The sequence below is a fragment of the Bradyrhizobium sp. genome, assembly GCF_035484855.1.
Lineage (GTDB): Bacteria > Pseudomonadota > Alphaproteobacteria > Rhizobiales > Xanthobacteraceae > Bradyrhizobium.
In genome coordinates this window covers 58953-71474 of record NZ_DATHOP010000273.1, presented here as the reverse complement: position 1 = coordinate 71474, position 12522 = coordinate 58953, and the positions used below count along the sequence as shown (strand labels likewise).

Annotated in this window: 12 protein-coding genes; 3 read left to right on the top strand and 9 right to left on the bottom strand. The window is 61.9% G+C overall.

Annotated features, from left to right (window positions below; genetic code table 11):
- Positions 1-90 precede the first annotated feature (90 nt).
- Positions 91-798 (top strand): hypothetical protein, encoded by a 708-nt coding sequence (locus tag VK804_RS31075; protein ID WP_325752111.1) that lies wholly within the window; start codon positions 91-93, stop codon positions 796-798.
- Positions 799-824: 26 nt separating this feature from the next.
- Here VK804_RS31075 and asnB read toward each other — a convergent pair whose 3' ends face one another.
- The 3 genes from asnB to VK804_RS31060 are packed head-to-tail and all read right to left on the bottom strand — an operon-like array spanning position 825 to position 5021.
- Entirely contained in the window at positions 825-2747 is a 1923-nt protein-coding gene (asnB, locus tag VK804_RS31070; protein WP_325752110.1) for an asparagine synthase (glutamine-hydrolyzing), read from the bottom strand.
- Positions 2748-2768: 21 nt separating this feature from the next.
- Positions 2769-4106 carry an aryl-sulfate sulfotransferase gene (locus tag VK804_RS31065; RefSeq protein ID WP_325752109.1) on the bottom strand — a complete coding sequence of 446 codons (1338 nt, stop codon included), beginning with the start codon at positions 4104-4106 and terminating at the stop codon, positions 2769-2771.
- A gap of 36 nt (positions 4107-4142) precedes the next feature.
- Positions 4143-5021, bottom strand: coding sequence for a formyltransferase family protein (locus VK804_RS31060; protein WP_325752108.1), 879 nt, complete (start codon positions 5019-5021; stop codon positions 4143-4145).
- A gap of 200 nt (positions 5022-5221) precedes the next feature.
- Here VK804_RS31060 and VK804_RS31055 point away from each other — a divergent pair, with 200 nt between their 5' ends.
- Positions 5222-6730: an oligosaccharide flippase family protein gene (locus VK804_RS31055; protein WP_325752107.1), complete on the top strand. Its 1509-nt coding sequence runs from the start codon at positions 5222-5224 to the stop codon at positions 6728-6730.
- A 5-nt stretch (positions 6731-6735) separates the two neighbouring features.
- Here the strand turns inward: VK804_RS31055 and VK804_RS31050 are convergent, their stop codons facing one another.
- Complete coding sequence (locus VK804_RS31050; protein ID WP_325752106.1) at positions 6736-7194, bottom strand: VOC family protein; 459 nt, start codon at positions 7192-7194, stop codon at positions 6736-6738.
- A gap of 170 nt (positions 7195-7364) precedes the next feature.
- On the opposite strand from VK804_RS31050, the gene irrA reads away from it, so the two are divergent.
- A complete protein-coding gene (gene irrA, locus VK804_RS31045; protein WP_325752105.1) occupies positions 7365-7874 on the top strand; it encodes an iron response transcriptional regulator IrrA in 510 nt (169 codons plus the stop codon).
- Positions 7875-8007: 133 nt separating this feature from the next.
- Here the strand turns inward: irrA and VK804_RS31040 are convergent, their stop codons facing one another.
- From VK804_RS31040 to VK804_RS31025, 5 genes are all read right to left on the bottom strand, one after another.
- Positions 8008-9084 (bottom strand): sterol desaturase family protein, encoded by a 1077-nt coding sequence (locus VK804_RS31040; protein ID WP_325752104.1) that lies wholly within the window; start codon positions 9082-9084, stop codon positions 8008-8010.
- A gap of 281 nt (positions 9085-9365) precedes the next feature.
- On the bottom strand, positions 9366-10442 hold the full coding sequence (locus VK804_RS31035) for a sterol desaturase family protein (RefSeq protein WP_325752103.1): 1077 nt from the start codon (positions 10440-10442) through the stop codon (positions 9366-9368).
- A 185-nt stretch (positions 10443-10627) separates the two neighbouring features.
- Positions 10628-11062 (bottom strand): PepSY domain-containing protein, encoded by a 435-nt coding sequence (locus VK804_RS33065; protein WP_414642869.1) that lies wholly within the window; start codon positions 11060-11062, stop codon positions 10628-10630.
- Positions 10981-11166 carry a hypothetical protein gene (locus VK804_RS31030; protein ID WP_325752102.1) on the bottom strand — a complete coding sequence of 62 codons (186 nt, stop codon included), beginning with the start codon at positions 11164-11166 and terminating at the stop codon, positions 10981-10983. The genes VK804_RS33065 and VK804_RS31030 overlap by 82 nt, the downstream gene beginning before the upstream one ends.
- 113 nt (positions 11167-11279) lie before the next feature.
- Positions 11280-12431, bottom strand: a complete 1152-nt coding sequence (locus tag VK804_RS31025; protein WP_325752150.1) for a PepSY-associated TM helix domain-containing protein — start codon at positions 12429-12431, stop codon at positions 11280-11282.
- Between the last annotated feature and the right edge of the window lie 91 nt (positions 12432-12522).

Sequence of the window (12522 nt, the reverse complement as noted above, 5' to 3'; positions counted from 1 at the left end):
AGGCCATCGCCATTGGCGAAGTTCCAGCAACCGCGTGACTAATGGTCACGGCTCGGAGTATGTAGCGAATGCCGTTCGACAGGATCTGGAATGCTGCCGTTTAAAATCTTCGACGACCCGATTATCCGCCGACGAACCGACCACGTTTTTTTCGTCGGCATGGCGCTGACCATCGTCGCGATGGACGTACTTGGCTTCACGATTTCTTTCCTCAAGACCAACATCGCCTCGGAACTGCAATCCGACTGGGTCAAGGCGCACGCGATCGTGTTTACGGCGTGGATCCCCCTGTTTCTGATCCAGACCACGCTGGTTGCCTCCAACAGGACCGATCTTCACCGCAAGGTCGGCATTGCCGGCGTCATCGATTGCGGGCTGATCATATTGATCACGATCGGCGGCGCCATCTCCGCCTTCGTGCACAGTCCACCGCGACCGCCACTCGACCATTTCATGCTCCACGTGGTGGTTCACGTCGACGCAATCGACTTCGCGATACTGGCAGTCGCCGGGATTCTATTTCGCAACAGGGATTCCGAGGTTCACAAGCGCCTGATGTTTTTGGCCACCGTCGTTCTCGCCGCTCGCTTTCCGTTCCTCGGAGGCTTGTTCAAGACCGGATGGAATCACTTCATCGATCAGGACGCTTTCTTTGTGATCGGAGTTTTCTATGACCTGATCACGCGGGGACGCATCAACAAGGCATATATTTGGGGTGGACTGGTCTTCGTGCTGGTGCCGCCATTGGCGCACTATTCGTTCAACACGCTGGTCCCGCATTTGGTGGTAACTCGGTAATCTTGAACAGAGGGAGGCCGTGCGTTTCAGGCCGTGACAGAAAACCTGCGTGCCCATCGGCTCAGTACGAACAATCGCCAGATCGCACGGAAATCGTCGTGCCGGCCGTCGTGGAAATCGCGCAGTAGCCGATCTGCCTCCTCCGGCACGATCCAGCCGGCGGCGCGGAATCCGGGATCGCTCAACGCCTCCGCGATGACTTCCGAAAGCGGCCCGCGGATCATGGCTTCATCCGGGGTGCCGTAGCCCATGCGATCGCCGCGCTCGGTAATTTCCGGCGGCACGTAGCGCCGCGCGATGTCGCGTAGCGCCCGCTTGCGGTCGCCGTTGCCGATCTTGAATGTGTCGGGAAGCGAAAACATCAGTTCGACGAACGCCCTGTCGAAATAAGGCACGCGCGCCTCGATCGAATGCGCCATGGCGTTGCGGTCGCCATAGCCGAGGACGATTTTCACATTGCCCCAGCGCACATCGAAATAGAGCTGCCGGTTGACCAGCGAACGGTCGCGCCCGTAATCGCCGCGTGCCTGCGCAAAGTCCGGATCGCCCGTGCGCGGGCCGGCATCGGCGATCCACGGAAATTGCGGGCGCCGCCTTGTGTAGTGGCGAAGAAAAAAATCGAAGAACACGGCGAACGCCGAGCGTTTTTCGCGCCGCGCGACCGCCCGCAATTCCGACCATGCCGCCGAAAATTGCCGGCGCAGCAACCGCTGCTTGATGAAGGCGCGCTGGTGATAGCCGTAGCCGCCGCTGATTTCGTCGGCCCCCTGCCCGTCCAGGATCACGGTAGCGCCGTGCTCGGCGCAGAATTCGAACATCCGGTACTGCGCGAACGCCGGCATCGCCAGCGGCGGCTCTTCCAGCGTCCAGAGAATGCGGTCGGTATTGTCTGATATCCAGGCCGCGTCGAAGGTGGTCTCGTGGTTCTCGATGCCGTCGCGTCGGGTCATGGCGTCGACATAGGGCAACTCGCAGAAATCAGGCGCGGCATCGCGGTAGCCGATCGAATAGGTCGGCAGCCTCGCAGCGCCGTTGCGATGGGCGAGTCCGACCAGTGTCGATGAATCGAGACCGCCCGACAACAATGCGCCGACCTTGACATCGGCTTGGCGGTGCGAGGTGACGGCAGCCGCCAGCCGCGCTTCGACCTTGGCAACGGCCTCATCGTAGGACAGCTTGTCGTCCGCGGCGGTGTAGTCGGCGAGATTCCAGTAGGATTGGAAGCGCGGCTCCGCGGGAGCCGCGAGATCGATCTCGCAGAAGGTCGCAGGCGGCACCGAGCGGATGCCCTCGAAGAAGGTTTCCTCCAGCGTCGGATATCGGAAGCCGCGCAGGAACGCTGCGATCAGCGGACGGTTCGCCTTCGGCTTCTCTCCATTAGTGGCCGCCAGAATCTGCTTGATTTCCGAGGCGAACAGGATCGCCCCGTCCGCATCGACCTTCCAGTAGACCGGCTTGATGCCGAAGCGGTCGCGCGACACCACCAGCCGCTCGCGATGCAGGTCGAGAATGGCAATGCCCCACATGCCGTCGAGACGATCGAAGCAGCGTTCGCCCCATTGCCGATAGGCGGCCAGCACGACCTCGGTATCGCCGTGGGTGCGGAACACCTGGCCGAGCGATTCAAGCTCCAGCCGGAGTTCGCGGAAATTGTAGATCTCGCCGTTGAACACGACCCAGGTCTTGCGGTCGGCGCTCGCCATCGGCTGATCGGCAAGTTCGCTGAGATCGCAGATCTTCAGCCGCCGGAACGCAAAGCCGACCCGCGGTGCCGCGGTCGAATGCAGAATGTCGGGTGCAGCACCGTACGCGACGCCGCCGTCCCCATCGGCGGCCAAAAAACCCTCACCGTCCGGCCCGCGATGACGGATCACCGCGTGCATCGCGATCAGTCGTTCGACCAGGCGCGCCGGATCGTGGGAATCGAGGATGACACTAATGCCGCACATGAGGCCCGATGATCCGCATCTTCACTGCGCAGCCTTCACGCGATAGCTGATCCAGCCCGGCGCCATATCGATCGAAAACACTTCCTTTCCATCATCCGTGTCGACGATCGACACCGCCCGTTGCGGCGCGCCAAGGTCAGGGTCGTTGACCGCCCCCCATCCGATCAGAAGCTGATGGTTGGCAAGCGGCTGGACCGAGCCGAGGGAATAACGCTGCTTGCCACTGGGCTCCTTGAATTCGAACACCAGGCGGTTGGGCGGATCCGAGTCGAGCTGATAGGCGACCGCCCGCGAGGGAAGATCGGGGAACAGGTTGCCGTTGTCGAACACCCAGAGCCGGTTGCCGACAATGCGGGCATAGTGCTGATGCGAGAAGCCGCCGCGCGGATCGCCGACCGGCCGGTTCGCCGTCGCCCTGGAAAATTTTCCGCCCAGCATCCATTTCACGGCTCCGGTTTTTTCATCGATCGTGAAGATCGTATCCTGATGCCGCGAACTCACCAGAATATCGCCAGACGGCTCCAGCCGCTGGATCGAGTTGATGTGAACGTAATCGTTTTCTTCCAGCGCAAACAGGGCGCCGCCGTTGGGGAAGATCAGCCCCTTCGGCACATCGAACTTGACCAACCGGCGCGCAATCGAGGTGTAGCAGTTGCGCAGCCAGGAAAACGCCCTTCGTTGCCGGCTTTCCCTGGGCGCAAACATGCTGGCGTCGGTCGAAACACGTTGCGCCGTATTGAAGTGACCCTTGGTCGACCACTTCCAGAGAATTTCTCCGTTGAAAGATTTCCTGACGATCTCCACATCGAGCGCGGCGGGAACGCCGCAGCCCGCGGAGTCCCAATCGGGCGCATAGCGGACGAGCGTGGCATCGCGGTCGCCCAGGATCATGTCGTGTATCTTGAGGTCTTCCGGCTGCGGCAGCTCGCGAATTTCCTTGCCGTTTCGATCATAGAAGAAATAGCTGCCGGTCTGGCCGGCTTCGGTGAACCGGATCTGGTGCAGATAATATCCGTCCCTGGTCAGCGTGAGATCGCCGGCGAGGATGAGATTCGGCAGGCTGTTGAGAACCGTAAAGGTTTTCGCCGCGCAGTCATACACCAGCGGATAGGAATAGGTCGTGGCAGTCTGATAGTGCGAGCCGGACGGCGTCAGCGTGAGCTTGCCGCTGCATTCGCCCTTGACGGAAACAATTCCCGGCGTCGGCGACGTATAGACGCCCGGAGCCACAGCCCTGAGGTCCCGCGGTCCCACTGCCGGCATGGCTTTGCTGAAATGCGCATAGACCGCGATCGCAAGGGCAAGAACGACAACGGCAACGCCACCGGCGATGAGTTTCGCCGTCGATTTCAAACGCACAAATGTCGCCTTCTCATTGTGGGGCTCAAGCGCGCATCACCTTGCACGGGGCCGACTGGATCGGCAAGCCGAATTAGATGCGGCTTCGAGGGTGACGATGCCGTCGCTGCAGTGGAGTTCAAAGCCGGCATCTACGGCCGCAATATGACCCGGCTCGACATCGTCGGTGAGGTGATAGTGCGTCGCGCGGCCGTGCATCAGCGGTTCTCCGGCGGCTTCGGCGACAAGCCCGGACCGCTGGTCGCCGAGGCCGCTCAGCACGTGCCACACCCGCTCGGCCGGCCACCGCGCGAACGGAATCCGCGCCTCCGCGATATCGGCGGCGGATCGGTAGGAGGCGCGGCTCTCGTCCTGCCTGCGCCGCGGGAGTTGTCCCGCGGAAACCTGTTCGAGCACGTCCGAAAGCAACTCTACGCCGATCGCCGCGAGCTCGATGTAAAGCTCGCGTGACGGTCGGCCGCGCGCCAGCGGAATCGCTTGCTGCGCGGCGATATCGCCGCCGTCGATGCGGTCGTTGATCCAGTGGATGGTCATGGCCGCGTCGCGGTCGTCGTCAAAATAGGTCCCGAAAATGCCATCGACGCCGCGATGCCGCGGCAGCGCCGAGGCATGCATGTTCAGGGCGCCGATGCGCGCCGCAGCCAGCACATCCGCCGCAATGATCCGCGGAAACGACGCCACCACGATGACGTCGGGCTTGAATCGCCCGACCTCGCCGGCCTCGATCAGGGGAACGCCAAACGCGGCCAGCGGATCTTTCTTGCCCCGCAAGCGGCGCGCGAGCGTGCGCAACACGCCGCCGCGCGATGGAGGTCCGACAATGGCACTGAGGCGATGATCGCTCGCAAGGCGCGCCATGGCCATCTGCGACAGCGGGCTGCCGCTGGCGAAGCCTACGATAGTGAGCGATGCCATGGCCGTGATCGCTGTCTTTCCCGCCGCGATGGCGCCTCGAAACTCGCCCGCGCAAATGATAAAGCCGGCCAGTGCAAGGTCAATCCCGGTGCCCGCTTGCGGGTCTATCCGCCAAGAACCTTGCGCCAGGCGCCTTCTTTGCGCATGAACTGGTGTTTTGCATCGGACCGTCGAGCCGATGGCGCTCCAAGAGACCGGTCATGCTCAACCGTCAGGTCCTCAACATCGTCGCCAATTTTTCCGGCGTCGGCGCCCGGCTGATTTTTTCGCTGGCCTTCAATATCGCCTATTTTCGCCTGCTCGGCAGCGAGGGCTATGGGCTGATCGGCTTTTATGCCTCGCTTGCGGCGCTGTCGTCGTTGTTCGATCTCGGCCTCAACCAAACCACCATGCGCGAGGTGGCGCGGCGCGGCGCCGATGGCGAGCGCGCCGGCGAATTGCGCGTCGTGGTCTTCACGCTGCAATTCGTGCTCGGCGGCATCGGGCTCCTGCTCGGGTTGCTGGTGGCCGTTTTTGCGCGATGGATCGCAGCGTCGTGGTTCTCGGTCAGCCAGCTTGCGGCCGATGACGTTACGGCGTCGGTTGCGCTGATGGGCGCCGCGCTCGCGCTGCTGTTCCCGGCGAATTTCTTCTACGCGACGCTGATCGGCCTGCAGCGGCAGGTGCTGTCCAATGTCGTCATCGTCGCCGCAACCGCGGGCCGCGGCGCGCTGACCCTTGCCGCGCTGTTTGCGTTCGGACCGAGCCCGGTGATTTTCTTTTCCGCGCAAATCGCAGCCTCCGCGATCGAGACCGGCGTTCTCGGCTTGGTCGTCTGGGAATCGCTGCCGGCCTCGCCGCAACGGCCGCGTTTCGACATCGGCCTCCTCAAGACGACCTGGAAATTCACCTCGGGCACCTGGCTCGCCGTGACGTTCGCGCAGGTGGCGATGCTGGGCGACAAGATCATTCTTTCCACCCTGCTCCCGCTGCATCTGTTCGGCCTCTACAGCCTCGCGGTCACCGTGACCTCGACCCTGCAGCGGCTGGCCGCTCCCTTCACCAACAGCTACTTCCCCTACTTCGTCAGGCTCAGGGAAGAGCATCGCGGCGATGTCCTGCTCGGCGCCTACCGGCAGGCCTGCGAATTCGCCTCCGCGATCTTTCTGTCCGCCGGTCTGTCGCTGATCGCCTACGCCGCGCCGATCGCGCAGCTGTTGTCGACCGATCCTGCCGACACAGTGAAGCTCGGATGGCTGCTGGCGCTGCTGGCGGCGGCCAATACGGTGAATGTCGAGATGGCGCTGCCATTCTCGCTGCAATTCGCCCATGGCATCACGGCGATTGCGCTGCGGCTCAATCTGGCGCTGTGCGTGCTGTATCCGGCGGCGCTGGTGCTGCTGGTACCGGGCTACGGGATGGAGGCCGCCGCCGTGCTGTGGCTCGCCGCCAATGCGCTGATGTTTCCCGCTCTCATCGTCATGACCCATCGGATAATCCTGCCCGGGCAGGCGTGGCCCTGGCTGGTTCGTACCATCCTGCTGCCGGGTGTTGGCGCAACGGCGGTGTCGATATCAGGCGCCGCAATCATGCCGGGCCTTTCGCGCCTGCCGACCCTGATCTGGCTCGCTTTCAGCGGCGCGCTCGCGCTCGCGGTCGCGCTGCTCTGTGCCCCCGAGACGCGAGAGATCATTTTCTCGCGGCTGGGCAGGCGCGGCAGCAGGCGATAGCGCGCTCAGTCGAGCCCGCCGCCAAAACGTTCGGTGAACTCGATCAGGATACCGTCGGGATCGGCGACATAGGCCGAGCGGCTCCGCGGCCATTGCACCGGCGCGTCGTTGAACTGCAGCTTGTAGCCAAGATCGTGGATCCGCCGCACCGTCTCCTCCATGTCGTCGACGACAAAGCCGACATGGTTTACATGGACGTCGGCCGGCCGGTAGACGCCGCCCTTCACCTCGAAGAAGCAGACATAGAACTTGTCCCTGGCTCCGAGGATGCACCAGCGCACGCCGTTGTCCTCGCCGCCCTCCTTGCGTTCGACCCCGAGCAGCCGGCAATAGAACTCGACTGACGCATCGAGGTCGCGCACCGAGAGGTTGACGTGGTCGATGCATCGCGCCGCCACGGGCGCCTTGGCTTGCGCCACGCTGCCGGTCGCAGCCGCGCCGCGCGCCTTATCCTGAATGGTCATGGCCATTTTCCTCCCGGCGGGGCCCTGTCGATATTTCGAAGCTTTGTGGCTTTTCGGCAACAGTTGCGAATGAATAGCATGTGTATGCTCGCACAAATATTTGTAGTGTGCCGGCTGCGCTGCTTCAATGCTCCGGGAATATTTGGTCCCACACGGCGATCTAGGGCGGCATGACAGAGACGAACACCACGGCGGCGGGAGTTGCGACCCCGGAAATGCCCGAGCCCGCCATCGGACCCGGCATGCCCGTTGTTTGCGCCGATACCGATCACGCTGCTCCGCGTGACGTCGATGCCATGTTGCGCGACGCCGGCCTACGTCCGACGCGGCAGCGGGTGGTGCTGGCGCAATTGTTGTTCGCGCAAGGCGATCGGCATTTGACCGCCGAGATGCTGCACAACGAGGCGACACAATCGGAGCAGCACGTATCGCTCGCCACCGTCTACAATACGCTCAACCTGTTTGCGAAGATGGGGATGCTGCGCGAGATCGGCGTCGACGGCGCCACCACCTATTTCGACACCAAGACCTGTGATCACCACCACTTCTTCATCGAAGGCGCGGGCGAGATCCGCGACATCCCGACGACCCAGATCCGCATCGGCAAAATGGCCTCCATTCCGGAAGGCTACGAGATTTCCCGGGTCGATCTGATGATCAGGCTGAGAGCCAAGCGCTGAACGAACCGGCGGGAAATCCCGACGCATTTGCGACCAGACATTACTCTCTCGCTCGTTCCAACTAGGCTACGCGCTCGCTGAAGGTTCGACGGCAGCTGCCGCGACCTTTACGAGCGAACACCCCTCTTGAATGCTACTCAGCCGGAATTGAGCCGGACGCATCGCGCGCGTCTTGCGATGATGACCGCCGCGGCCTGACATGCGCCAGAGCAGACCGAGCGACACCGGCCAGCGAGCACGCAACATCCCGGTAGAAAATCCAGATGTCGCCGACCCACTGCGTAAAGGGCCGCTCGACATGTGCCCGATCTGCGATGCCATAGCCGGATGGCCGATTCGCCCCGGCATACCAGGTGCCGAACAGATGATCCCAAAGCGGGCAGACGGAGAAATTCAGGTCGCGATGCTCCTCGTCGACCGAATGATGGATTTGATGATTTTGCGGCGACACGATGATCCAGCGGCCGATCCACCCGAAGCTCCAGGGCAACTGGCTGTGCTGGAGCGAGGCGATCATCTGATAGACAATGAAAAACGCTGCAAACAGGCCTGTCGTGGGCACCTTCATCAGAATGAGGGGTGAAAGCGCCGGAAGCACATTGATGAAGCCGGCCGCGGGATTTTCGCGAAACCCGGTGAAAATGTTGAATTCGGAAGCCGAGTGATGGTAGCGATGCAGGTACCAGAACCATCGCCAGTGCAGCAGGCGGTGATGCCAGTAAGCGACGAACGTCGTCAACGCATAGTAGACAGAAAAAGCCGCAATGACCTGAAGCGCCCCATCTGACGGCAGCTCCCAGCGGACCCAGTCAAGTCGAGCGGTGAGCGCATCCATGAGTTTCGCGATCCCGAATGCCAGCCCGAACGAGAGGGTGTACTCCGAGATCCATTTGAGGGGCGTGAAATAGACGACGGTAAAGCCGAGATCGGATAGCGCCGACCACCCGCGCTGGACGAACACGACATTTACGGTGGTGTTTCTCCAGTTGAGAACGAACAGCTCCAGGATTATCAGCGCCACGGTAAACAGGATTACTCTGCCGCCCGGCCCCAGCGCGCGCTGCCAGTTTGCCTCCACGAAGCCAACGGCCCAGGACCACACCTCCGACGCGTTCTGCGGGTCGAATACCACGAACAAAGCGAGAGATGCGGCGACAACGCCGATCGCCGTGGCGTAGGGCAAAAGCCTGACGAGGCGCGCGCGTTCCACCGTTTCCAAGCCTCAAGGAATGATCCTGCGGGCAGGGATATACCCTAAAATGGCTTCGCCAACCAGTAGAGCCAGCTTTATTGGCGTCGAGGCGATCCGCTCTGCCAAGGCCATCCAGCCCAATATTCCCCCAATATTCCAAAGACTCGCGGAACATTGGTGAGCCGGGCTTGGCAGCGAAGGTTACCGGCCGTCGTCAGCGCCTCTGGTATCGGCCAGTTGCAACGACCATCCGGGGCCGCCGCGACTGGACGCGCACTTGCCGCGGCAGGCCGTCAAGCTTACTCGGCCGGAATGGAGGCCGGCGTATCGGCGGCTGGCGATGTCGGTCGCGTCCGTGCGATGCACGCCCAGATCCGCCGCGCCGCTGCGGCCAGCGCGAGCGCGACATCCCGGTAGAAGATCCAGACGTCGATCAGCCACTGGGTGCGCGGCCTCTCGACATGCGCCTGATCCGGGATGCCGTAGGCGGACGGCCGGTTGGGTCCGCCGTACCAGGTGCCGAACAGCTGGTCCCAGAGCGGATAATTGCTGAAATTCTTGTCGCGGTGCTCTTCGTCGATCGAATGGTGGATCTGGTGCATTTGTGGCGGTGTCACGACCCATCGGCCGAGCCAGCCGAAGCTCCAGGGCAGTTCGCTGTGCTGGAGCGACGCGATCGCCAGATTGACGAAGACGAAAGCCGCGAAGAGGCCGCTATCGGGTATCTTCAACAAGGCCAGCGGCGAGAGCGCTGGGATCAGGTTGCTGATCATTTCTGCCGGATTGGCGCGAAAGTTGGTAAGGATATTAAAGTCTGTCGCCGAGTGATGGAACCGGTGCAGTTGCCAGAACCAGCGCCAGTGCATCAACCGGTGCTGCCAGTAGCCGACAAATGTCGACAGGAGATAATAGACGGCGAAGGCGCCGGCGACCTGCAGGATTCCGTCTGTCGGCAGCTCCCACCGCATCCAGCCAAGACGGGTCGCGAGCGCGTCCCCGAGTTTTACCGCAGCGAATGCCAAGCCAAAGGTGAGGACATAGTCCATCAGCCATTTGAAGCTGGAAAAGGTGACGATCGCGAAGCCCAGGTCCGTCATCGCCGACGCCTTGCGCCGGACGAAAACCCGGAAGACCGTCGTCTTTTCCCAGTGGAGGAAAAATAACTCCAGAACGATCGCGAGCACGGTAACGATCAACGCCTGGCCGGCCGGTCCCAACAACACGCGCCGCCATTTGGTTTCGACGAGACCGACGGCCCAGGCACACCAGTCCAGCGCGGCCTGACGTTCGAACGCCATCAGTACGACGACAGCCACAATAAGGCCGCCGATCGCGGCTGTATGACGCCACAGTCTGAAGGTGCGCGCGCGATTCACCGTTCCGGAAATCCCCGACAATACCGGGGCGAAGATAGCCCAAGGCCGGTTTGCCCGCCAGTACCGCCGGTCCGCATTTCACCTCGGGCCGGTCGCAGTCCAAGGTGAATTGTTGCCGAAATGACGCAGCTGCCGAGCCTCGTCCGGATAGCGCCGTCAGCATGTCGCGAGAACGGACGCGCCGCTCAGCGGGCAGATCTCCGTGCCTTTCGCCTATCGAGCCAAAGCAGCAGGCCGGTCACAAACGAAACCGGAAGAAGAAGGCTTGAGGGGAACACTATGGCTGATCCGAAGGGGCCCAGCATGAGATTCCGATGCAACGGATATACTACCGCCCTGAAGACTTCGCTCGCCACGCGAATCTCGCCGTCAATTGACGTCAAAATAATTGGGCATTTGCGGTCGACAAAGACTTGCGTTTCCCCCTTGTCGTTGAGGTTGTTGGGGGCTGCCAGCCGCGCGAGGTACGGCTGCTGTTCCGGTTTGGGAATATCAATCGCCACAAATCTTGATGTGGGATAGCGCGCTTGCGCAAGATCTACGGCCTGACCAGGCGTCGTCCGCGCATTGCGAACGCGCGACGCCAATGCGCTTCGACAAAGCCAACCGCCCAGGACCACAGGTCCAGAAACTGGCGCTCGAACGCAACGACGGCGAGCGAGAGCAGCAGCAGGCCCGACAGCGCCGCGTAAGGCAACAGTTTCATCAGGCGCGTGCGATTCACTATCCCCAGGCCTCGTCAGATGCTGCAGCAGTATAGCCCAACACCGTTTCGGTCGCCAAGGGTTACAAACCCATGGGCGCAAAGCGCTTTTCCCAAGCGATCGACGGCAGGCATTACGCGCTGCGTTTGCGATTTTTCCTCTTGTCGAGCCAAAGCAACAACCCGGTCACCCATGAAAGTGGAAGTATCAGCCCGGCCAGAAATACGATTGCCTGACCCAACCGGCCCAGCATCAGGTTGAAGTGCAGAGGGTGTACGATGGCCTTGAACGTTTCAGCCGCCACGGCGGCCTCGCGGTCGAGCACGGTCAGAATGATCGGGCATACGGGGTCAATGTATACCTGGGTCTGCCCCTTGAGTCCGAAATTGTCGGGCGGCGCGAGTTGCACCACAAGCGGCTGATCTTGCGCGCTGGGAATGACGACCGCCGCAAGCCGTGACGACGGATAGCGCGCCAGCGCGAGCGCCGCGGCCTGGCCAGGCGTTGTTCGCGCCGGGCATGCACCCGGTTTGGACACTTGAGCGAGCGCACCGGGGTCGGGAGTGCGCTCGACGGACACCAGCGAAATCGTCGGGTCGATCCAGTCGGGCCTGAGGAAATAGACGCCGGTTGCTGCGAGAATGAATAGCGGTACGTATAGATAGACAGTGAACAGGTTATGGAGATCGAGCAACCGTCTGCGACCGCGTGCACCCCGCTTGAGGGTCAGCGCGATATACCAATTGCGGTTGCGTGGCCACCAGAGGTACAGCCCGGTCGCCATCAATACCATCATGGCAACACCAAGCCAGGCAAGGGCATCTCGACCCCAGGACAACCAGCCGCCGGAGGCCCCCAGGCTGGCATGGAGTCGCAAGACAAAGGTGGCGAACCTGTCTTCCCAGATGTAATTCCCTAGCGGAAGTCCGCTATTGGAGTCGATGGTTATGAGCCAATGGGTATTGCCCGCGCCAACCGCACCCAGCACCGCCGCGTTCCCGGTGGGACCAAACCCGGGTCCAAGGACAAAGCCGAGTTCGAGGTCGCCGTAGGCGCGACGCGCATTCGCGATCCATTGATCGACAGCGGGTTGCGAAGGAATCGGACCGGCAACATCAAAGATGTCGCCAACCTCGATCCTCAATAACTGATCGTTCAAAACGAGCACGGATCCGGTCAACCCGATCAGCGCCAGGAGGAATCCAGCGGTCAACCCGAGCCACAGGTGCGTCTGAAGCCAGATCTTCCTGGCTGAGGGAAGCCTATGCCTGAGAGTGGGGGCCATAGTGTTCATTTCAGCTCAATCGGGTGTTGCAATGAAAGCGGGCTTTGAACGTCAACATAGTTACAAACATTGTCGTACGGATGAGCTAGCG

Coding starts and splice junctions, on each gene's coding strand:
- VK804_RS31050 (WP_325752106.1), bottom strand. CDS start 7,194: ATGACCATTCAGGATAAGGCGCGCGGCGCGGCTGCGACCGGCAGCGTG.
- irrA (WP_325752105.1), top strand. CDS start 7,365: ATGACAGAGACGAACACCACGGCGGCGGGAGTTGCGACCCCGGAAATG.
- VK804_RS31025 (WP_325752150.1), bottom strand. CDS start 12,431: ATGGCCCCCACTCTCAGGCATAGGCTTCCCTCAGCCAGGAAGATCTGG.
- VK804_RS31055 (WP_325752107.1), top strand. CDS start 5,222: ATGCTCAACCGTCAGGTCCTCAACATCGTCGCCAATTTTTCCGGCGTC.
- VK804_RS31075 (WP_325752111.1), top strand. CDS start 91: ATGCTGCCGTTTAAAATCTTCGACGACCCGATTATCCGCCGACGAACC.
- asnB (WP_325752110.1), bottom strand. CDS start 2,747: ATGTGCGGCATTAGTGTCATCCTCGATTCCCACGATCCGGCGCGCCTG.
- VK804_RS31060 (WP_325752108.1), bottom strand. CDS start 5,021: ATGGCATCGCTCACTATCGTAGGCTTCGCCAGCGGCAGCCCGCTGTCG.